This is a genomic window from Cupriavidus basilensis (assembly GCF_029335485.1).
GTDB classification, from domain to species: Bacteria; Pseudomonadota; Gammaproteobacteria; order Burkholderiales; family Burkholderiaceae; genus Cupriavidus; species Cupriavidus basilensis_E.
On record NZ_JARJLM010000622.1, the window covers coordinates 19070 to 39650 of the forward strand.

The window sequence follows — 20581 nt, forward strand, 5'->3', positions numbered from 1 at the left end:
AAGGACGGGCGCATGAAGACGATCGAATGGAAGGACTGGGAGATTTTCTGCCGGGTGGTGGAGGGCGCGGGCTTTACCAAGGGCGCCGAACTGGCCGACGTGCCGAAGTCCTCGGCAAGCGCTGCCGTATCCCGGCTGGAGATGCAGCTGGGCGTGCGCCTGTTCGAGCGCACCACGCGCCGGGTGCGGGTGACCGAGCGGGGGCAGCAGTTGTACGATCGGGTGGCGCCGCTGTTCACGGAGTTGCGCGAGATCAGCGCCGAGGCGGTGTCGGTCAGCACGGAGGTCGCCGGCACCTTGCGCATTGCCACGCCTTACGAGGTCGGCTCCCTGCACCTTTCGCCCAGCCTGACCCGGCTGCTGCGCCTGCATCCCGCGCTGCGGGTGGAGGTCGACGTGACGTGGGACCAGCCCGACCTGGTCGAACGCGGTTACGACCTCGTCTTCGTGATGACCAATACCGGGCTGCACGACAGCTCCTTCGCCAGCAAGCGGGTGGTGCTGATCGATCGCGGCTTCTTTGCCTCGCCGGCCTTGATCCGCGCGCGCGGGCTGCCTCGCACGCCACAGGACCTGGCGAACTGGCCCATGCTGGGCAATGCCGAGGACCGGCGCTGGGAATTCCTGCGCGATGGCACGGAGGTGGCAAGCCTGGCGGTGGAGCCGCGCATGCGTACGCAGAATGCCGAGATCCGGCTGAAGGCGGCGCTGGACGGGCTTGGCGTGGCGCGCCTGTCGCCGCGCTACGTGCAGGATGAACTGGACCAGGGGCGGCTGGTGCGGGTGTTGCCCGGCTATACGTCGTCGCCGCTCAAGGTGTATGTGCTGATGCCCGCGCGCAAGCTGATGCCCGCCAGTGTGCGGGCGTTTCTCGATGTGCTGGAGGAGACGCTGGGCAGCGCGGATACCAGGCTCGTGGCGGCGCGGGGTTGAGGGCCCGGCGCCGGCACCCGGGGCTGCCGCGGCGCCCCGGCCGTCCCCGCCGGCAGTCTCAGTATGGCTGGTCGCCGGTCCTGATTTCCAGTCCCAGCGTCTCGGCGAGGGTGGTCATTTCCTCGTCGTCCTCGCCGCGCGCGATCCAGCCGGCGTAGGCGTCGCCTTCGGTGTTCCAGTTCCACAAGGTGACACCGGCGAGGCGCAATTGCTCGTGGGCAAGCTCCATCAGTTCGGGCACGCTGGTGCTTTCCAGGAAGTCCTCGTCCTCGGTATCTTCCACGCCCCAGTCGAGTTCGATGTCGAGCCGGGCGCAAAGCTCGTCCATGCAGCTGATAAAGGACTCGGCATCCTTCCAGTCGACGTAGAAGCCGGATTCCCAGTCGATCACGTCCTTGAGGATCCACAGCAGTTCCTGGCCTTCGACCACATCCGCGTCATCCGAATCGGCCAGCGCTTCGTCGAACAGCGTCTGCTGTTTTTCGGCCATGGCCGAGTCGTCGAAGTTGATCAGTTCGATCAGGCGCCAGAGCGCCTGGTGCGCTTCGTTATTCAGTCCTTCGCTCATCGCATCTGCCCTCCACCGGTGCGGCGCCTGTGCGGCGCATTGAAATCGGGAAATGATACCTAATCCGCACGTCGTTGGCTCAGCCGGCAATGCGCGGGATCTCGCGTTGCCCGCGCGGCGTGACCCGCAGCGCGCGCGAGGTGGGCGTGGGTTCTATCCAGTTGCGTGCCATCAGGCTCTCGAGCAGCGCCGCGCCGAGCGCGCCGCCCAGATGCGGCTTGCGCTCGCTCCAGTCGGGGCAGGTGCAGGCAAACTGCCGCCGCTTGCGGCGCGCCACCTCGAGGTCCACGCCAAGTTGCGCCATGCCCTGCGCGCCGCTCGCGGTGAGGTCCACGGTGGTGCCTTGCACCACGATCCAACTGGCCTGCGACATCCGCTCGAACAGGCCAACTGCCAGTTCCCCCGCGAGATGGTCGTAGCAGGTGCGGGCCTGGCGCAGCGCCGCGGGGGCGGTACGGGAGGCAGGCACGACCCGCGCACGCGGCGGCTGGCTTGCCAGCGACGCGCTGGCGAGCGCCTCGATGGCTACGCCGATCTCGGGCGTGGCAAGCCGGTAGTAGCGATTGCGCCCGCGCGTCTGCACGGCGAGCAGGCCGCCCTCGCTAAGGCGCGCCAGGTGTCCGCTGGTGGACGATGCCGACAGGCCCGCGATGGCAGCGAGCTCGCCTGCCGGCCGCGCGCTGCCGTCCATCAGCGCCCACAGCATGGCGGCTCGTCCGGGGTCGGCAAGCAGGCCAGCCAGCTGGCTGATGCTGGGAGCGTATTCCATAGTTCATCCTGAATTGAAGCAACGAATGCAGTATAGGCGTTTGCCGGCGGATGATGGCCTCGGACTTCAACGCGTGTTCGTGGTGGCGCTACGCCATCTGGGTACGGCCAGAACCGGCGCGTACTTCCCGGTGGCACCGCTCTTCGGCGTCATCCTCTCATTTGCGCTATGGAGCATAACTACCGACACCGTGCGCAGACGTGAGTGGGGCAAGCTGGAATCAACGGTCTGCATTCTGGCTTGCTCCCCAGTCAAATCTGCCGAAGCGTAGCGCCAGGGTCGGCAATATCAGCAGGTTCAGCACGGTCGAGGTGAAGAGGCCGCCCAGGATGACAACCGCCATCGGCCCCTCCACCTCGTTGCCCGGTTCGCCGGATTGGAGCGCCAGTGGCAACAGGCCCAGCCCGGTAACGAGCGCTGTCATCAGAATGGGCGCCAGCCTCTCGGTTGCGCCCAGAGTCGCCGTCTCCAGGTTCCAGGCGCGGCCCTCGACCTGGACCAGGTGCTCGTAGTGGGAGATGAGCATGATGGCGTTGCGCAACGTGATGCCGAACAGGGTCACAAAGCCGACCATCGACCCCAGCGACAGCAATCCGCCCGTGGCAAAGACCGTAAGCGCGCCGCCCACCAGCGCGAACGGCAGGTTTGCCATGACCAGGACCAGGCCGCGCCAACTGCGCAGTGCCAGATAGACGAGCAGGCCGATGCCGGCGGCCGCCATGGCGAAATAGACCAGCAAGTCCCGCTGTGCGTGCGCCTGGGCCTGCGCCTCGCCCGATAGGGCGAAGTAATAGCCCTTCGGAAACTTCACGTCTGCGGCAATGCGGCGCTGGGCCTCACCGACAAACTGACCGAGCGAAGGACCGTTGAGATGCGCGGTCACGGTCTGCAGCCGTTGGCCGCCATCGTGCAGAATGAGGTAGCGGCCTGTCGTTTGCGTGATGTCCGCAAGGCGGCCTAGCGGCACCATGACGCCATCGGCATTGCGCAGCGGCAACTCGCCCACCTGAGCCGGCGTGCGGCGAGATTCGCTGGCGAGCACCACCGCCACATTGACGACGGCGTTTGCCTCATAGACCTGGGCGACCTCGGCGCTCTGGTAAGCGGTCTGGATGGCTTCCATCACGTCCAGCGGTGCAAAGCCCCAGCGCGTCAGCTGGTCCTGCCGCAGACGGATGGTCAGCTGCGGGATTTCGGGAGGCGACTGCACCGTCACCCCGGCCGCCCCCGGAATGGTGCTGAGCGTCCGCGACACCTGCCGCGCCAGGCCGTCCAGGATATCGAGGTCATTGCCGAACACGTTGACGATGACCGGCGCCGTGTAGCCGGAAATGGTTTCCTGGACCCGTTCGGTCAGAAAGGTTTCGGTGGCAAAGGTCAAGCCGGGAAAGCCCGCCATCTCTTTCCGCAGGTCGGCCAGCGTCTGTTCCTGTGCCTCCGCATCCAAGCCAGGCTTCAGGTCGATCTCGAACTCGCTATATTGCGGGCCGAAGACATCGATGCCGCGCGCGGTTCGTCCAACCCGTTGAGCCACGCTCCGTATGTTCGGCACCGCCAGCAGCGCATGGCTGACGCGTTCCCCGATACGCAGCGATTCTTGCAACGAGGTGCCCGGTGCCGCCTGCATGTGGGCGATGAAATGCCCTTCGCGCAGCTCCGGCAGAAACTCCGTGCTGAAGAAGGGTAGTGTTGCCAGCGTCGCCAGCACCAGGCCGGCAAATGCCACGACGACGGCAATCCAGTGCTGCTCGACCTGGGTGAGGATGGCTGCGTAGCGGCCCTTGAGCCACTGGTAGACGCGGGGCTCCTCCGCATCGCCGGTACGGTTGGCCAGCAATGCATAACATAGCGCCGGGGTCAGCGTGAGTGCGACCACCAGCGACGACATGATGGCCAGGATATAGGCCATCCCCAGTGGGGCGAACAGTTTGCCGGCAACGCCGGACAAGCTCAGCACCGGCAGGAAGACTGCGGCAACGGTAAATGTTGCATATATCACCGCGCTGCGCACCTCGGTGGATGCGGTGACGACAACCGTGATGGCGGGCAGCGGCGTCGCCAAGTGGCGGTTTTCGCGCAGGCGACGGTAAATGTTCTCCACGTCGATGATGGCATCGTCCACCACCTCGCCAAGCGCGATGGCCAGTCCTCCCAGCGTCATCGTGTTCAGCGCCACGCCGAAGTGATGCAGTACTACGACGGCGGCCAGCAGCGAGAGCGGGATGGCGGTGGCTGAGATGAAGGCGGTGCGTACGTTGAAGAGAAAAAGGAACAGGACGATGACCACCAGCGCCGCCCCTACGACGAGCGCCGTGCGCAGGTGGTCGGTCGAGGCGACGATGAAATTGGCGGGCCTGAAGATGTCAGCGTGCAGTTGGATACCATTGGCCGCCAGCATTGGCTGCAAGGCTGCCAGCGCTGCCTCGACGTTCCTGGTCACCGACACGGTATCCGCGCCGTACTGGTTGCTGACCATCAGCACGACGCCCGGCTTGCCCTGGACGTTGGCGCCGCTGACCGGCAATTCCTGGCCAAGTACGACCTTGCCGACATCCGCGAGTCGGACCACGGCGCCGTTCTTCTGCCGCAGGACAACCTGGCCCAACTGCTCGGCGGTCGTGGTCTGGCCGACGGTGTTGAGGACAATGCGCTGGTTCGGGGTTTCGAGCACGCCCGCACCACGGATGCCGGTTGCGCGTTGCGTCGCGCTGACCACGTCGTGCAGCGAGAGGCCAAGGCGAACCAGCTTTTGCGGGTCGACCTGGACCTGGTATTGCTTGATTTCGCCACCGTAGATACTCACGTCCGAGACCCCGGCACGACTCAGCAGCCGGGGCTTTAGCGTCCATTCGGCGAAAGTGCGCAGCTCCATGGGCGAACGCGTGTCCGACGTCATCCCTATCCCAAGCACGATGCTGGTCGCCGAGCTCAGTGGGGTCATCTTCGGCGCGCGTACTCCCGCTGGCAGCTCGCCCGTGAGGGTTGCCAGATGTTCCGCCACCAACTGCCGGGCGTGGCCGATATCGGTCTGGCCATTGAACGTCAGGGTAACGACCGATACGCCCTGTATCGATTGGGACCGCATGGACTCGAGCCCGATCGAGCCGCCCAAGGCATTTTCAACGCGCTGTGTGACCAGCAGTTCGACCTGCTCTGCGGAGAGCCCGGGGGCTTCCGTCTGGACGGTAACGAGCGGCGGCGTGAATTCCGGAAAGACGTCGAGCTTGCTCTGGAACAAAGCATAGGTGCCGTAGCCGAGGAGCAGGCAGGCGAGCGCAAGGATGACGCCGCGAAGGCGGACGGAGAAGTCGACAATGGAAGTCAGCATATTGGGTCAGCGCGCGTCGTTGCCTTGCTGGCTGGCCAGCTGCGCTCGGGATTCTTCGGAAAGCAATAGCTGCGCGCCCCGCACCACGACCTGGTCGGCGGGCTTGAATCCTTCGGTGACGACAAAGTCCCCATCTTGAGGCGAGCGCGGGTCGACTGGCCGGCGCTGGAAGTGCGTGTTGTCGGACTGGACGTAGGCCCAGGGTTGACCGCCATACCAGACGATGGCGCCGGCGGGCACCAGCAGGCCGCCATCTTGTCCCGACGGTACAGCGAGGTGGGCGGATATGCGCATGCCCGTAGCCAGGGGCACAGCGGCGCGATAGAAGTAGGCTTGCCCCTGGATGCCGGGGTCGACCTGGGGCGACGGCGAAATCAAGCGCGCGTCGAACGCGGGGATACCATCCGTCGTCACTTTCAGGACGGCGGGGGCTGTCGCGGATGGCCCGGGCGGCAGGACGACCCGCAGTAACACTTCGCGGCGTGCCACGAAGGGGACAAGCTCCGGGGATTCCGGTGTCGACGCCCAGGCCGACAGAGTCGGTCCGAACTGTTGCCTGGCTGCGCTGGCAATGGCGGCGACCCCCACGCGTGCCGCATTGACTTTTGCCGTCGCCGAAGCAAGCACTGCGCGCGCTGCTTGCACTGTCTTGAGCGACACATTGCTTGCGTCTGCGTTGAGGGCCTGGAGCCGCTCATAGTCTGCGCGCGACGCGTCGAGCGAAGCTTGGGCGGCGTTCAGGTCCGCGACACCGGAGGCATGGCGGCTCGCCATTTCCACGAGGGGTTGCAAGTCGAGAACGATGCCATAGGCGGCGGGTCCGGTTGTCGCGCTAGCGGGCGCCAGTGCATCCACCTGGAAGCCGCTGCGTGTTTGCATGGCGGTGTCGACCGTCAGCGTGGTGAATCCCTCCGCCACCGCGATGCGGACCGCGCTCGGGACCGGCGCCTCGCGTTCGGCTTCCTTGTCCTGCTCACCCTTGCTCAGCAAGAACCCGCCCAGCACAAGCGCGGCCAGAATCGCAGGCGACAAGAGCAGAATGCCCTTGAGTATCGTTTTTCTTGTCATGGTCACTTGACCCAGTTGTTCGGGTTGGCGCCCGCATCGCGGCCGGAGAGCGGACGCTGGATGGCATCTTCCAGCCGGCCGATGGCCTGCTGCATCCGGAATTCGGCGTCTTGCCATGCAAGCCGCGCGGCAAGCTCGGTCCGTTCGGCAAGCGTCAACGCCATCCGGTCGGTTTGTCCCGCTTCGAAGGAACGTCGTGCTGCCAGGAGCTGGCGGCCTTGCATGCTGACCTGCTCCTCATTCCGCTTCAGGATGCTTTGCGTGGCTTGATACGCGGTGATGGCGCCGTCGGTTTCACCCAGTGCCTGGGCTTCGAGCCGCTTGACCTGGGCTTCCGCTTCCAGTCGCCGGGCCCGCGCCTCTGCGATTGGCCCCTCGTTGCGATTGAAGATGGGCAGCACGAGATTGGTAAAGTCGAAGCCAAGCTTGCGCAATCCCTGGTCAAAGGTATAGCCCGGGCCAAGATGAATGTCCGGATATTGCTTGGCGACCTCCAGCTGCAACGCGGCTTGACTGGCTTCGTACTGCGCCAGGCCAGACAGCACATCGGCCCGGTTCAGCAATGCCTGTAGCCGGATTTCCGGGGCCGGAACCGAGGCATAAGGCCGACCGAAATCCGTAAGGTCGATATCCAGGCCATCGAGGGCGCCCGACCGTAGCCCAAGCACATTGGCAATCAGGACCCTGGCGGCTGACGTCTGCCGCTGCGCATCCAGCAAGTCGGCCTGAGCCTGGATGAGAGCCAGGCGCTGCTGATTCTGCTCCCATGCCGAAGCCTCGCCCAGGAGGACGCGTTTCTCCAGCATCGTATTCATGCGTTGGTCCAGTTCCAACTGCTGCTTGAGGAGCTCCGTCCGCGCATTCGCCAACCAGAGATTCAATAGCTGGGTCCGTAGCTGGCTTCGCACGCTCCAGGCCGCATTTGCGACATCCAGGCGCGCCGCGCTGGCGAAATGGGTAGCCTGGTCGATGCGGTAGCCGCGCTTGCCGGCAGTCTGAATCGGGATGTCCAGCGCAATACCGAGAGTCCATGGCGAGTCTCCGCCCTTGGGATTCAGCGTGCGTTGAAACGGCAACTGCAGGGACGGATTCGGCCGCTGCGCGGCGGTCTTGATGCTGGCTTCCGTGCTCGCCAGCCTGGCACGTGCGAGGTCCAGGTCCGGGTTGTAGTACAGCGCAGCAAGGGTCAGGGTATCCAGGTTCCAGCGGGGTGGTGGCCAGTTGGTGCTTGAGGGCATGGCATGCCGCTCAATGAAGTCGCGCAAGTCGGCCGATGCAAGCGAACGCTCGTTGTATGTGTTGGCAATGGTGCCGGCGGAGATTGGGCGCGCGTCATAGTGGTCGAACGCGCAAGCTGACAGGGTCGCGCAGCAGACAGTGAGGAACCATGCCCGAGACGAGGCTAGAATCCGTGGCATCGAGCCCGGTCGCGCCGTCAGCGTGGCGTTTGCGACATTCATTCCTCGGCTCCTCTGGTCGATTCCGTAGTCCGATCCGGACCACCAGTTGGTGAGTGCCCGTTGGCCTGAGGGAGCGATGGGCAACAAGCGGGGGCGAGGATATGCAGCGAAAATTAGCGGGGACTTAGCAGATTCAAGCCGAAGTGACTTATGCGGCAATCGCCGCCAAGTCTCCACTAAGTCTCCGCTAAGTCTTCACAGACACGCTGCGCGCGGGGCTGGCATGGACAAGCAACCGAAATGGGGAGAGGATGCGAACGCTACTGGTGGAAGACGATCCCCTTATCGGGGAGGCCATATGCCAGACTCTCAGGGACGCGGGCTATGCGGTGGACTGGACGACGGATGGCCGTCAAGCCGCTACGGCGCTATTCGCGCAGCGCTACGAGGCGGTTCTGCTGGACCTGGGGCTTCCCGGAAAAGATGGCCTCGAGGTACTACGCGAGGCACGAAGGCAAGGAAATGCCGTGCCGGTCCTCGTTATCACGGCGCGCAGCGCGGTAGAAGACCGCATTGCAGGCCTGGACCTCGGCGCGGATGACTATCTGGTGAAACCGTTTCATGTCGGGGAGCTGCTGGCCCGACTCCGCGCCCTCACGCGGCGGCAAGGCCAAGAGGTTTCCTCAATCCTTCGAAATGGCGCGCTCTCGCTGGACCAGGCCAGTCACGAGGTCTGGTACCAGGGCATCCAGCGTCAGCTATCGGCTCGCGAATTTGCGCTCTTGCGCGAATTCATGCTCCGGCCTGGTGTCATCCTCTCCCGCAATGCGCTCGAAGAGCGCATCTACGGTTGGAACGAAGAGGTCGAAAGCAATGCCGTTGAGTTCCTCCTTCACGGGGTCAGGAAGAAACTTGACGCGAGTGTCATCAAGAATATCAGGGGGGTGGGATGGATGGTGCCAAAGGCGGAGTGAACCGGTCACTCCTATGGATGTTGTCCATCTCGATATGCGGCACGATTCTGGTCATTGGGCTTGTGGCGGCAGCGGCGTCGTTCTGGTTCGCCTTTGAGGAGGCGCGCGACCTGCAGGACGACGAGTTGCGGGAAATTGCCTGGCTGGTCTCGCCTGGCGATGCCGGGTTTCTCTCCTCGCAGGGCGGGTTCGTTCAGGCCGAGGAGCCGGAGATGCGAATCTGGGTGCTGAAGGTATCCAAGCTAGCCACTCGGGTGGTCACGCCAGACCCGTCGCTGACCCTGCCGGGCGAGCTATCCGATGGTCTGCACACCATTGATTCGCACGGCGAATCGTGGCGCATCTACATCAGGCCGCTGAGCGCGGAATATGGCCTGGCTGTCGCGCAGCGAACGTCGGCGCGAGACGAGATTGCACGTGACAGTGCGCTGCGGACCCTGATTCCGCTGTTGTCCGTGATTCCCATCCTGACACTGCTGGCAGGATTTCTTATCCGAATTCTGCTGCGGAAAGTACAGCAGCTCTCTGCGGAGGTCGATAGGAAGGGCGACACAGATCTGGCGCCGCTCGTCACGCAGGGCGCGCCGTCGGAAATCCTGCCGTTTGTGAGTTCGACGAACAGGCTGCTTGGGCGGCTGCAGTCGGCCATTTCGCAGCAACGCCAGTTCGTAGCCGATGCGGCGCACGAACTGCGCTCGCCGGTTACTGCGATGACCCTGCAACTGGAGAACGTCATGACGGTGGAGGCCGTTCCCGAGGCAGTCTTGGCTCGCCTTGCTCCATTGGGTGCGAGCATCTCACGCATGCGCTCCCTGGTCGAACAATTGTTGATGCTGGCCGAGCACGAGGCAGGCCCGCCGACGGTCGGTCACGACATCGACGCCAAGGTTGTGCTCATCGATGTGATTGGGGAGATATTCCCGTTCGCGGATTCCAAGGATATCGACCTTGGCTTAGAGGTTGGCGAGGCGCTGACGATTCGCGGGAGTCAAGAGGACTTTCGCGCGCTGGTTCGCAATGCCATCGACAATGCGGTCCTGTACACACCACCTGGTGGAAAGGTCGATGTACGACTGTATCGGAAGGGCAACGCTGCCATGTTCGAAGTGGAAGACTCCGGACCAGGCATTCCCGAAGGGGAGCTTCCCCGCGTGTTTGACGCGTTCTATCGGGTTGTCGGGTCGGGGCAACCGGGGAGCGGGCTTGGGCTGGCGATTGTCCGGAGCGCAGCGGCGCGGCTTGGTGGCCAAGTCAGTTTGCATGCCGTTACGTCGGACGGAAAGACAGGCTTGCGGTTTGTGTACACGCAACCCCTCGCAAACGATTGAAGACGAGCTTGCGTTTTTGCCGGAATCCGCGCCATGGCACGCATCCCGCAACGCGGCTTCGATGTCTTGGCGAAGTCTGGCCACAGTTCATTCGCAGGCGCAGCACGATCCCGACAGTTGTTGCATCGGTGGGCACTTGTTGGTGCCATACGAGCAGAAAACGCAGCAGTCCCCGGCCGTGGGTCTGAGTACTGCGTTGCAATTTTCACACTCGTAGAACCACTGACAGGCGTCTGTGGGCATCGTCTCTGCTTTCGCGTGCGCACACCTGGGGCAGGTGATGGTTGACTGCAATTCGACGGCGCTCATCATTTCTCCTGCCTGATGGTCGATGGATAGCGCGTGCCGGCAGCAAAGGCCGCGGCAGAAGCGATGGCCGCGACGAACAACAGGACTGGATTCCTATACATGGGAATGCCTCAATAAAACAGCGGTGCATACAGTGGGAACGCCATCAGCGCCACGGCGCCGGGCGCGACGGTCCAGAACATGACCCGTTGGCGTCTCCGCACGGCCGGAGCCGCGCAGGCCTCCCCTGCGTTGCAGGCTTCAGGCTTGCTGTAGAGGCGATAGAAGGCGAACCCGAAGAACGCGAGCGCTCCGGCCATGAAGAATGGTTGAAATGGCTCCAGCGCGCTCAGTCGAGTACCCCACGCGCCACCTAACCCCAACATGACCAGCAGTAGTGGCCCAGCGCAACAAGCCGACGCGCCAATTGCGGCTCCTGTGCCGGCCAGCAGAGCACCGGGTGTTGTCCATCGACCTGCCATCACACTTCCTATTCGACCTGCTTGCACGTAGTCTAGCTACGTACCTAAGTACGGAGTCAAGTGATGGAGTCGACACTAACAATCGGGCAGTTGGCCAAGGCGGCCAATGTTGGCGTGGAGACGGTGCGCTACTACCACAGGTGCGGCTTGCTGCCGGTACCGGAACGCGCGTATGGCGCTATTCGTCAATATTCGCGGCAGAGCTTGCAGCGGCTTCATTTCATTCGCCGGGCCCAGGCGCTGGGCTTCACCCTGGATGAAGTTCGCGCCCTGCTGCAGCTTAATGACGGTAGCGCATGCGGTACCGCCCGCACGCTGGCAGAGCACAAACTCCAGGTCGTGGAGGAGCGGTTGCGGGATTTGCGGGTGCTGCGAACCGAGCTGAGAAGCCTTGTCGGACAGTGCCGCGCTAATCATGCGGAGGTCTCGTGTCCCCTGATCGACACGTTGTGTGGGTCAGAGTGACGCTGGGCGGCAGCGTCCGGAAAGTGCCGGCTTGATTGACGTCTGGGATGCACAGTGGGCACACCTGACCGGCACACCGGCGGCGTGCCGGATGAGCACAACTTGGCATTCACCTCCTTTCAGGCCCCGTGATTGTCGTAGGCCTTTCAAGAATTCTGAGCACCGCCCGCTTTAGCAGTGCTCGGAACAGGCATTAGGGGCGACGCATTTCGACCACGGTCGCCTTGCCATCCACGCTGTCGAACGTAACTGACACGGTGTCGCCCACCTTGAAATTCTTTAAGTCAGCGCGGTCTTTCACCGGGAAGGCCATTGTCATTGCATCCATCCCAAGGTTTTCGATGGGGCCATGCTTGAGCGTCACCTTGCCAGCGTGCCGGTCAATCTTTTTGATTTCGGCAGCGACAGGATGCGGTGCTTGCCGAGATTGGGTGGCCGGCTTCATGTCCATGCCATCCATCGACCCGGCAGCGAAGGCTGCCGGCGCGGCTGCAAGGGCAAGAACGATCGAGAGGGCGTTGGCGTATTTCATAGCGATTCCTTTCCAAGGGTGGGGTGGGTGGATGCGGCAGGTGAACTCATCCGGCGCCTGCGCATCAGGAAATAGGCGGCCGGAACAACAAAGAGCGAGAGCAGGGGGGCTGTGACCATGCCCCCCACCATCGGCGCTGCGATGCGCTGCATGACTTCCGAGCCGGTCCCGCCCGCCCACATGATGGGTAACAGGCCGGCCAGGATGACTGCCACAGTCATGGCCTTGGGGCGAACGCGCAGGACGGCACCTTCCTGAATCGCCTCAAGCAGGGCCGCGTGGTCGGCATGCCCGCTCTCAACTTTCCTGAACCAGGATTGCTTGAGGTAGAGCAGCATGATGACGCCGAACTCCGCGGCGACGCCGGCCAAGGCGATGAAGCCCACCACGCTTGCCACCGATAAGTTGTGGCCAAGGAGATAGAGTAGCCAGAACCCGCCCACCAGCGCGAACGGCAGGGTCGCCATGATGAGCAGGGCTTCGTCGAATCGACTGAAGGTAAGGTAAAGCAGCAGGAAGATGATGAGCAGCGTGAATGGCACCACCACCTTCAGCTTCTGGGTGGCGCGTTCAAGATACTCGAACTGTCCGGACCAACTGATGGAATAGCCGGCAGGCAGCGGCACCGCCTTGGCAACGACACCCTGCATTTCCTGCACGGCCGAGCGCAGGTCGCGTCCCCGGATATCCACATAGACCCAGCCGGACAGCCGCGCGTTCTCGCTGCGCAACATCGGCGGCCCCTGCGTCACCTGGATGCGGGCGACATCTGCCAGCAGAATCTGCTGACCGCTTTGCGTCACCACGGGAAGCATGCGCAATTGCTCGACCGAGTCGCGGTAGTCCCGTGGATAGCGGACGTTGATGGGGTAACGGGCCAAGCCATCCACCACTTCGCCAACGTTCTCGCCGCCGATGGCCGACGCCACGATGCTTTGGACGTCGTCAACATTGAGGCCATAGCGGCTGGCTGCCACGCGGTCGATGTCGACGTCGACGTAGCGTCCACCGGCGAGACGTTCGGCCAGGGCAGAGGTAACGCCCGGCACCGGCTTGACGGCTTGTTCTATCTGGCCGGCCAGCTTGTCGATTTCCTTCAGGTCGGTGCCGGCCACCTTGATGCCCACCGGGCTCTTGATGCCTGTGGCCAACATGTCGATACGGTTGCGAATCGGCGGCACCCACACGTTGGATAACCCCGGCACCTTGACCGTCTTGTCCAACTCTTCTACCAGCTTGTCCGGCGTCATGCCGGCTCGCCACTGGTCGCGCGGCTTGAACTGGATAGTGGTCTCGAACATCTCCATCGGCGCCGGGTCAGTGGCAGAGTCGGCACGGCCAGCCTTGCCAAACACGGTTGCGACCTCTGGCACCGTCTTGATGAGCCGGTCGGTCTGCTGGAGCAGTTGCGCCGCCTTGCCGGCAGACAGTCCTGGCAGCGCCGAAGGCATATAGAGCAGGTCGCCTTCGTCGAGCGGAGGCATGAACTCACCGCCAACCCGCATGATGGGCCACGCGGTTCCGGCGAGCATCAGCGCAGCGACCACGATGGTGCTCTTCGGGTAGCGCAGTACCCGGGCGAGTACCGGCTGATAGAGTCGGATAAGGAAGCGATTGACGGGATTGGATTGCTCGGACGGAATCTTGCCGCGTATGAGGTAGCCCATCAGGACAGGAATCAGCGTCACAGCCAAGCCTGCGGCTGCTGCCATTGAGTATGTCTTGGTGAAGGCGAGCGGTGAAAACAGGCGACCCTCCTGGGCTTCCAGCGTGAACACGGGAATGAAGGACAGGGTGATGATGAGCAGCGAGAAGAAGAGCGCTGGTCCCACCTCCGCTGCGGATTCGCCAATCACCTGCCATTGTTCGTCGCCGCGAAGATGGCGCCCAGGATTTTTTTCGCGCCAATGCTCGATGTGCTTGTGTGCGTTCTCGATCATCACGACAGCCGCGTCAACCATGGCCCCAATGGCAATGGCGATGCCACCCAACGACATGATGTTGGCGTTCACGCCCTGATAGCGCATCACCAGAAAGGCAGCCAGCACACCCAGCGGCAAGGAGACGATGGCGACCAGCGCGGACCGCATGTGAAATAGGAACACCAGGCAGACCACCGCCACTACGATGAACTCTTCGACCAATTTGTGCGTCAGGTTCTCCACCGCACGATTGATAAGGCTGGAGCGGTCATAGGTCGAGACAATCTCCACGCCCGGCGGCAGGCTCTTCTTGAGAGACTCGAGTTTCGCCCGGACTGCCTCGATCGTTTCCAGGGCATTCTTGCCGGAGCGCATGATGATGACGCCACCGGCGACTTCCCCTTGACCGTTCAACTCGGCGATGCCGCGTCGCATTTCCGGGCCCAGCTGAAGCGTAGCCACATCGCCGAGACGAACCGGGATGCCCGCATTGCTGACATTCAGCGGAATCTGCCGAAAGTCGTCCAGCGTTTTCAGATACCCGGAAGCACGCACCATATACTCGGCTTCGCCGAACTCCAGCACCGAGCCGCCGGCTTCCTGGTTTGCGCCCTTCAGCGCTTCCAGGACTTTGGCCTGAGGGATGTTGTAGGCGCGCAGTTTTTCGGGCATCAGCACAACCTGGTACTGCTTCACCATCCCGCCAATGGAGGCTACTTCAGAGACGTTGGGTAGCGACTTCAGTTCGAAGCGCAGGAACCAGTCCTGTAGCGCGCGCAGCTGTGCGATGTCGTGTTGGCCGGTCTTGTCGACGAGCGCGTACTCGTAGACCCAGCCCACCCCCGTGGCATCCGGACCGAGCGCGGGCTTGGCCGCAGCAGGCAGTCTTGACTGAACCTGGTTCAGGTACTCCAGCACGCGCGAGCGCGCCCAGTACAAATCGGTGCCGTCCTCGAACAGGACATAGACGAAGGAATCCCCGAAGAACGAGTACCCCCGCACGGTCTTGGCTCCGGGCACCGATAGCATGGTGGTCGTGAGCGGATAAGTCACCTGATTCTCGACGATTTGCGGAGCCTGGCCGGGGTACGTGGTGCGGACAATGACCTGGACGTCGGAGAGGTCCGGCAAGGCGTCAAGCGGCGTGCTGCGCGCCGCCCAAATGCCCCACGCTGTCAGGATGACAGTCGCCAGCAGGACGACGAAGCGGTTCCGAATCGACCAGCGGATGAGGTTTGCCATCATGGCTTTGCTCCCGCCGTGCTTGCGGCTGCCTGCTGTACGGAAGACAGGACCGGTGTTTCCTCGCTATCCATGTGGAACTTGAAGCGAATCTGTTGACCTTCCTTCAGACCCTTCGGCATGCCGGAAGGAGGCGGCTTGAAGTCCATCGTCATGGCGCCCCAATGCATGGTTGGAATCGGTCCATGTGAAATGGTCAGGCCATCAGGCGACACGGCTTCAATGCGTCCGACTCCCTCATGTTCGGGGGGTGCTGCTGCGGGCGCGGATGCTGCAGGGACAGCTTCCATCCGAGTGGCGGTGCCGCGCAGGCTGGCTTCCGAGTCGATGAGGAACTGGCCCGAGGTGACGACCTTCTGGCCGGCTTTGAGTCCGTCCAGTACCTCCACCATGCCCGAGGCTTCCCGGCCTGTCTTGATGTCCGCCGCGACAAAGCCATTCTTGCCGGTGTCGACCATGACGATGTTCCGTTGGCCCGTGCGGATGACAGCTTCGGACGGAACAAGCAGCGCCTCCTTCTCCTGACCGGCATCGAATCGAACCGTCGTGAACATGCCAGGCAGCAACTGCCGCCCCATATTGGGCAGCACGATGCGGACCTTGATGGTTCGGGTGGCCGGATTCACGTCGGGTAGGACGGTGTCGACTTTGCCAGCGAGCGCCTCAGATGCACCGGTCGGCGATACTTTGACGGGCAAGCCGGGCGCGATGCTGTGGCTTTGCCCTTCCGGCACTTCCGCGATGACCCAGACCTGACTCAGGTTTGCCAGGCGGTACAGGGTCATACCGGGCGCTACGGTCATCCCGTCACGAACTCCGACCTCGGTCACAATGCCGTCCACCGGGCTGGTTATTCCCAGATTGGGCTGCAGCTTCCCCGAGGACTCGACGGCGCTCACTTGGCCAGGCGTCATCCCGGCCTGGAGCATGCGTGCCTTGGCCGCACTACGCAAGTCGGTTTGCCCGCTGGTCGCCATGCGTGACACCGCCAGGTATTCCTCCTGCGCCGCCACCCAGTCCGGCGAGTACAACGTCACCAGCGGTTGGCCGCGCTTGACCGGGTCTAGCGTTGCCTTGACGGAGACATGCTGCACGAAGGCATTGGTGCGGGCCTGGATAACCTGGACGCTACGTTCGTCGATGGCGACATTGCCGGGCACTTCCAGCACGGCGCTCAGCCGGCCAGCCTTCACCTCAGCGGTGCGGATGCCTAGATTCTGGGCGACGCGGCTATCGACGGTCACGCCGCTGCTGCTCCCGTCGCCGTCCGCGTAGACGGGCACGAGTTGCATGTCCATGAACGGCGACTTTCCGGGCTTGTCGAAGCGTTGGCCTGGCACCATGGGGTCGTGCCAGTAGAGAACACGTTTTCCGGTCTTCGGGTCCGTGTCGCTGGCCTTGAGCCCTGCCTCCGCCACGGCCGGAGCTGGGGGCTGGGTGGACTTCGCGCCCTGCCTGACACCAAGGTGATAGGCGCCATAGAGTGCGCTCGCGGCGACGATGACACCCACCGCGATGGAAATGGCCTGTTTCTTCATTTGAGCTCCTTCACGGCGGGTTCGGTCTGTGCTGTCGGCAGCGGGATGAGGAAGGTCAGGTCGGCCCACAGCTTTGCCGTTTTGGCTTCAAGTGTCAGTCGCTCGAGCGCCGTGTCGATGGCTCGGTGGTTTGCTTCGGCAACAGCGGCCAGGGGCCCGGTGTTGGCCCGGTATGCCGTCAGTGCAGCGTCTGCCTGGGCGTTTGCCAACGGCAAGATGTTCTGGTCGTAGCGTTTGAGCCGGTCGAGATTGCGCTGCAGCTCGGCGAGCTTGGCCGCGACCATTGCCCTGGTATTGCGTGCGATGACTTCCGACTTGGCTCGTGCCTCCTGTGCCTGTGCGAGCTTGGCAGCGACTTCGCGGTCCTGCCGATTGCCCTGGTCCCAAGGCACCGGAAAGCTGACGTTGAGAGAACCCATGTTGGAAAAGGCGGAGCCGCGCTGGCTGTACATCAACTCGACGGTCACATCCGGCTTCCTGTTCTCAGTGGCTGCCCGAATGTCGGCTTCCGCCAAGGCGATTTGCCGTTGGGAAGCCGCCATTTCCGGCAAGGCATCCAGTTCGGTCTGCACAAGCTGCTGCAGGCGCAAGGGAACGACGAGACCCGGCCGCTCCGAGAGTGGGCGACTTGCGGCTTGGCCGACCCAACGTTCGAGATTCGCGCGGGTCGCGTCGACGGCGGCTCGGTTCTCGTCAAGGCGGTCCTGCAGTTTCTGAATTTCCATCTCCGCCGCAAGCACATCCGCTCGCGTGCCACGCCCGCTTCGATAGGCGGCCATGGCGGCTTGAAGTTCGAGTTCCAGGGGGTGGCCATGGTGGCCGAGGAGCACGTCCGCTTGCTGGGCATACCAGCGGTCGAGCCATGCGGTGGCAACGCTGCGCTGAACATTGGCCAGGCTGACGGCTCTCTGCGCCTCTGCGGCGGCGGCTTCCGCTTCATAGCGGTCCGTACGCGCTCGGCGCTTGTCTGAGCGAGTGAACTCCTGAACAACGCTGACAGAGCGCTGGGTCATGAAGTCCCGGCTGAGCGAGAACCTATCATTCCCGTTGACCGGGACATTGTTCAGCCCGAGTTTGAGCACGGGGTCCGGCAACTGGCCGGCCGCGACCGCCATTTGTACGGCGGCTTCAACGGCGCCGTGAGAGGTCTCGGCGTTGCCGGCACGCGTGGTGGCCAGCGCAACGGCTTCTTCGATAGAAAGAGGTGGTGCCGACTGGGCGTGCACCACAAGCGGCACGGCCATGCCGAGCACAGGCGCGCAAAGCAGCGCCTGCATCAAGCGACGAGGGAAAAGCATAAAGCCTCCAGGAGCAACGACAGCTGTCCCGGTCTAGCGAGACAGCACCCGAATTGCGTTGCTCAGGAGGCTACGTGCGATAACAACAGTGGAGGATGGAGAGCCGTGGTGGTGGCGCGCGCGGGATGGCGGCCCCATACACCAGTGCAAAGTGGTCAACCGTGGGCGCCGGCGTTGGCTCTACCACGTTCAACAGCACCGGCAGAAAAGCAGGAACTTGCGGTGATGCGTGGTCGACAGATTTGGAGCCGAGCTGGCAGTGTTCAAGGCAGAGCCCGTCATGCGCCCCCGTGTCCTGTTGGGCATTCTTCGCCATCTCCGGGCATGACTCCATCATGCCGGCCATGTCGTCCATCTGCTCAAGCGAATAACGGCTTCCCGTACAGGCGTAAGCCGCCGCTGCCAGTTGGACTGACAGGAAAGCGGTGATGAGGAACCCGGCAAGCCATAGCCGGCGAACAGATGTGCGCACGAGAACTGTTGCTTATTTTGACAAGAATAGTATCAGCGTTCAGCGAAGTTTGGGATGGACCTGCCGTGGCAGGTTGTCGCACATTTGTCGGTCGGACAAGGAAGCGAGGAGTGCCGTCGTGCCAACGGCGGCCGGGATGATCTTCTTCATGATAAGTCTCCGTTCACCTCGAACGGTGCGGCTCCGAACGTATTTCGTCCAATGGTTGGCCAGCACTGCCGAGTGCAAGGTCGTTCGCTAGGGAACAACCTCGTTGCATGGTCGTTGGGATAGGACTAGCCGTTGCCTTTGCAAGCCAAGCGGTAGCGCCGGCTTGCTGTACTCGGCCTCAGGCGGAGAACGCTTTAGGTGGACGCTCCTGGAGCGCGAGGACTACAGAGGGGCAGCCAGACGCCTCAATGTCCACGCGACCCTCAATGCTGCGCCATCCAGATTTGCGTCGTCGAAATTTCGCAAAGAAGCGCATAGCTGGACTGGAGCGCGTAAACTTGATTAGAAGGCTGTCCACCCAAATTAGACGGAAAGTGGCTAAGCCGGATCAATCGCTCGGCCATGGACCCGGATGGGAAAAGCCGAGATTGCCAGGGGAGCATCCGCCACGAGCCCAAACTTCGCGCTTTTCTTGGCTTCATATGGCAGGCTGAATAGCGTGAGCGCAGTACCAAGGGGGGCTGAGTTGAGATGCCGGTCACAGGGCTGCCTGTTGGAGCCAATTTGATGTGTACGGCATCAGCAACATTTGCGACGTGATTCACTTGATGTGGCGGGGGGTAAGCCATGAGCACGATTCGCGCTGCCGCGATGGCTGCTTCGGCGTTGTTTTTTCTATCAGGATGCAGCGAAGTTCCAACCGCGGCCTACTACGACGATACCTACACCGCCGGATACTATTCCGGGCCTCTCGGCGATACCTATCCTTATTATGAGTATCCCAATTATGATTATCCGTATTATGGATATTCGGACCACGAATACACCTATTATTCTGGATATTACTATGGCGGCTTTCCAGTGTATGGCGCCATTTTCCTCGGGAGCTTCCATCACGGCCGGCACCACCGGTTTCATCACGGATTCCATGACCGTGGTCAAGGTATGGACCATGGCGCCGGTCCGGCTATGAGCCTGGGCGCCGGTCCCGGCATGGGCGCTGGTAGCGGTTCGGGTATGGCCCATGGCAGCGGTGCGGGTGCGGCCGCTGGAAACGGGCGGACTATGGGCGCTGGCCGCGGCCAGGGTATGGCCCATGGCAGCGGTGCGGGTGCGGCCGCTGGAAACGGGCGGACTATGGGCGCTGGCCGCGGCCAGGGTATGGCCCATGGCGGCGGTCCGGGTATGGTCCATGCCGGTAGTCCGGGTATGGCCCTCGGCGGTGGTCCGGCCATGAGTCCTGGCAACGGTCCAGGCATGGGCCACGGTGGCGGTCCGGGGATGGTCAGAGGAAATGGCCCGGCTATGGGCGTTGGCGGCGGCCAGGGTATGGTCCATGCCGGCAGTCCGGGTATGACCGCCGGCGGTGGTCCGGCTATGAGCCATGGCAACAGTCCAGGTATGGGCCACGGTGGCGGTCGAGCTATGGTTCGCGGCGGAGACGGCGGCGGGCACAATGGAGGAGGCCATTAGTCCACTCAGAATTGATTGCGGCGTTTGCCTCCGATATTGAATCGAGAATGAGGCGTCGATTTCGGAAGCGCTCTCCTACCGGACGCAATTCTTGCCCGAAAGCAATTTAGTGACGCGCACCGATCTGGACGCATTGAATAATCAATGGCTCAGTGCGACTTTCGGAAGCACTTTATTCCCCGGGGTCAGATGAGGAATGCAGGCATTCAAGCGCGTGGGAGTAAAGTGCCGTAGCTGGCTGACCGGCGGCCATGCGAAGGCGCGGTTTTACGCGGGGCCGCATTCCATATTTCACCTCGTCATGAAACGTCGGGGCACTGGCGGCGGCATACTCTTTGTGTGCTCCTGAGC

General features: G+C 63.0%; 17 protein-coding genes and 1 pseudogene. 5 read left to right on the forward strand and 13 right to left on the reverse strand.

Annotation, left to right across the window (positions count from 1 at the left end; translation table 11 throughout):
• Positions 1-12 precede the first annotated feature (12 nt).
• Positions 13-933 (forward strand): LysR family transcriptional regulator, encoded by a 921-nt coding sequence (locus tag P3W85_RS38265; RefSeq protein WP_276268621.1) that lies wholly within the window; start codon positions 13-15, stop codon positions 931-933.
• 58 nt (positions 934-991) lie between these two features.
• Here the strand turns inward: P3W85_RS38265 and P3W85_RS38270 are convergent, their stop codons facing one another.
• A complete protein-coding gene (locus P3W85_RS38270; RefSeq protein ID WP_276268622.1) occupies positions 992-1501 on the reverse strand; it encodes a DUF6630 family protein in 510 nt (169 codons plus the stop codon).
• A gap of 79 nt (positions 1502-1580) precedes the next feature.
• Complete coding sequence (locus P3W85_RS38275) at positions 1581-2270, reverse strand: ArsR/SmtB family transcription factor (RefSeq protein ID WP_276268623.1); 690 nt, start codon at positions 2268-2270, stop codon at positions 1581-1583.
• Between the two features lie 70 nt (positions 2271-2340).
• Here P3W85_RS38275 and P3W85_RS38280 point away from each other — a divergent pair.
• Positions 2341-2442: pseudogene (locus P3W85_RS38280) on the forward strand (EamA family transporter); the annotation flags it as partial.
• A 48-nt stretch (positions 2443-2490) separates the two neighbouring features.
• Here the strand turns inward: P3W85_RS38280 and P3W85_RS38285 are convergent.
• The 3 genes from P3W85_RS38285 to P3W85_RS38295 are packed head-to-tail and all read right to left on the reverse strand — an operon-like array spanning position 2491 to position 8285.
• A complete protein-coding gene (locus P3W85_RS38285; protein ID WP_276268624.1) occupies positions 2491-5598 on the reverse strand; it encodes an efflux RND transporter permease subunit in 3108 nt (1035 codons plus the stop codon).
• Between the two features lie 6 nt (positions 5599-5604).
• Positions 5605-6666 (reverse strand): efflux RND transporter periplasmic adaptor subunit, encoded by a 1062-nt coding sequence (locus P3W85_RS38290; protein ID WP_276268625.1) that lies wholly within the window; start codon positions 6664-6666, stop codon positions 5605-5607.
• 2 nt (positions 6667-6668) lie between these two features.
• Complete coding sequence (locus P3W85_RS38295; protein ID WP_276268626.1) at positions 6669-8285, reverse strand: TolC family protein; 1617 nt, start codon at positions 8283-8285, stop codon at positions 6669-6671.
• Between the two features lie 92 nt (positions 8286-8377).
• Here P3W85_RS38295 and P3W85_RS38300 point away from each other — a divergent pair, with 92 nt between their 5' ends.
• Together P3W85_RS38300 and P3W85_RS38305 are read left to right on the forward strand one after the other, a co-directional pair.
• Positions 8378-9040: a response regulator transcription factor gene (locus tag P3W85_RS38300; RefSeq protein ID WP_017224384.1), complete on the forward strand. Its 663-nt coding sequence runs from the start codon at positions 8378-8380 to the stop codon at positions 9038-9040.
• A gap of 17 nt (positions 9041-9057) precedes the next feature.
• The gene (locus P3W85_RS38305; protein ID WP_276268627.1) at positions 9058-10368 is read left to right on the forward strand and encodes an ATP-binding protein; all 1311 of its coding nucleotides are present in this window, start codon (positions 9058-9060) and stop codon (positions 10366-10368) included.
• A gap of 87 nt (positions 10369-10455) precedes the next feature.
• Here the strand turns inward: P3W85_RS38305 and P3W85_RS38310 are convergent, their stop codons facing one another.
• Together P3W85_RS38310 and P3W85_RS38315 are read right to left on the reverse strand one after the other, a co-directional pair.
• The gene (locus P3W85_RS38310) at positions 10456-10677 is read right to left on the reverse strand and encodes a GDCCVxC domain-containing (seleno)protein (protein ID WP_276268628.1); all 222 of its coding nucleotides are present in this window, start codon (positions 10675-10677) and stop codon (positions 10456-10458) included.
• 110 nt (positions 10678-10787) lie between these two features.
• Complete coding sequence (locus P3W85_RS38315; RefSeq protein ID WP_276268629.1) at positions 10788-11138, reverse strand: mercuric transporter MerT family protein; 351 nt, start codon at positions 11136-11138, stop codon at positions 10788-10790.
• A 63-nt stretch (positions 11139-11201) separates the two neighbouring features.
• On the opposite strand from P3W85_RS38315, the gene P3W85_RS38320 reads away from it, so the two are divergent.
• Positions 11202-11603, forward strand: a complete 402-nt coding sequence (locus P3W85_RS38320; protein ID WP_017224381.1) for a MerR family transcriptional regulator — start codon at positions 11202-11204, stop codon at positions 11601-11603.
• 193 nt (positions 11604-11796) lie between these two features.
• On the opposite strand, the gene P3W85_RS38325 is transcribed toward P3W85_RS38320, so the two are convergent.
• From P3W85_RS38325 to P3W85_RS38350, 6 genes are all read right to left on the reverse strand, one after another.
• Entirely contained in the window at positions 11797-12135 is a 339-nt protein-coding gene (locus P3W85_RS38325) for a copper-binding protein (RefSeq protein ID WP_276268630.1), read from the reverse strand.
• Positions 12132-15302, reverse strand: coding sequence for an efflux RND transporter permease subunit (locus tag P3W85_RS38330; protein ID WP_276268631.1), 3171 nt, complete (start codon positions 15300-15302; stop codon positions 12132-12134). Before P3W85_RS38330 ends, P3W85_RS38325 begins: the two co-directional genes overlap by 4 nt.
• Positions 15299-16837 (reverse strand): efflux RND transporter periplasmic adaptor subunit, encoded by a 1539-nt coding sequence (locus P3W85_RS38335; protein WP_276268632.1) that lies wholly within the window; start codon positions 16835-16837, stop codon positions 15299-15301. Before P3W85_RS38335 ends, P3W85_RS38330 begins: the two co-directional genes overlap by 4 nt.
• Positions 16834-18135 (reverse strand): TolC family protein, encoded by a 1302-nt coding sequence (locus tag P3W85_RS38340; RefSeq protein ID WP_017224377.1) that lies wholly within the window; start codon positions 18133-18135, stop codon positions 16834-16836. Before P3W85_RS38340 ends, P3W85_RS38335 begins: the two co-directional genes overlap by 4 nt.
• A 70-nt stretch (positions 18136-18205) precedes the next feature.
• The gene (locus P3W85_RS38345; RefSeq protein WP_276268633.1) at positions 18206-18607 is read right to left on the reverse strand and encodes a copper resistance protein; all 402 of its coding nucleotides are present in this window, start codon (positions 18605-18607) and stop codon (positions 18206-18208) included.
• Between the two features lie 828 nt (positions 18608-19435).
• On the reverse strand, positions 19436-19675 hold the full coding sequence (locus P3W85_RS38350) for a hypothetical protein (RefSeq protein WP_276268634.1): 240 nt from the start codon (positions 19673-19675) through the stop codon (positions 19436-19438).
• Positions 19676-20581: the final 906 nt, after the last annotated feature.

What these genes read in the sequence shown, in the direction of transcription:
- P3W85_RS38265 (WP_276268621.1), top strand. Translation starts at nt 13, where the DNA reads ATGAAGACGATCGAATGGAAGGACTGGGAGATTTTCTGCCGGGTGGTG.
- P3W85_RS38270 (WP_276268622.1), bottom strand. Translation starts at nt 1,501, where the DNA reads ATGAGCGAAGGACTGAATAACGAAGCGCACCAGGCGCTCTGGCGCCTG.
- P3W85_RS38275 (WP_276268623.1), bottom strand. Translation starts at nt 2,270, where the DNA reads ATGGAATACGCTCCCAGCATCAGCCAGCTGGCTGGCCTGCTTGCCGAC.
- P3W85_RS38285 (WP_276268624.1), bottom strand. Translation starts at nt 5,598, where the DNA reads ATGCTGACTTCCATTGTCGACTTCTCCGTCCGCCTTCGCGGCGTCATC.
- P3W85_RS38290 (WP_276268625.1), bottom strand. Translation starts at nt 6,666, where the DNA reads ATGACAAGAAAAACGATACTCAAGGGCATTCTGCTCTTGTCGCCTGCG.
- P3W85_RS38300 (WP_017224384.1), top strand. Translation starts at nt 8,378, where the DNA reads ATGCGAACGCTACTGGTGGAAGACGATCCCCTTATCGGGGAGGCCATA.
- P3W85_RS38305 (WP_276268627.1), top strand. Translation starts at nt 9,058, where the DNA reads ATGTTGTCCATCTCGATATGCGGCACGATTCTGGTCATTGGGCTTGTG.
- P3W85_RS38310 (WP_276268628.1), bottom strand. Translation starts at nt 10,677, where the DNA reads ATGAGCGCCGTCGAATTGCAGTCAACCATCACCTGCCCCAGGTGTGCG.
- P3W85_RS38315 (WP_276268629.1), bottom strand. Translation starts at nt 11,138, where the DNA reads ATGGCAGGTCGATGGACAACACCCGGTGCTCTGCTGGCCGGCACAGGA.
- P3W85_RS38320 (WP_017224381.1), top strand. Translation starts at nt 11,202, where the DNA reads ATGGAGTCGACACTAACAATCGGGCAGTTGGCCAAGGCGGCCAATGTT.
- P3W85_RS38325 (WP_276268630.1), bottom strand. Translation starts at nt 12,135, where the DNA reads ATGAAATACGCCAACGCCCTCTCGATCGTTCTTGCCCTTGCAGCCGCG.
- P3W85_RS38330 (WP_276268631.1), bottom strand. Translation starts at nt 15,302, where the DNA reads ATGATGGCAAACCTCATCCGCTGGTCGATTCGGAACCGCTTCGTCGTC.
- P3W85_RS38335 (WP_276268632.1), bottom strand. Translation starts at nt 16,837, where the DNA reads ATGAAGAAACAGGCCATTTCCATCGCGGTGGGTGTCATCGTCGCCGCG.
- P3W85_RS38340 (WP_017224377.1), bottom strand. Translation starts at nt 18,135, where the DNA reads ATGCTTTTCCCTCGTCGCTTGATGCAGGCGCTGCTTTGCGCGCCTGTG.
- P3W85_RS38350 (WP_276268634.1), bottom strand. Translation starts at nt 19,675, where the DNA reads ATGAAACCGGTGGTGCCGGCCGTGATGGAAGCTCCCGAGGAAAATGGC.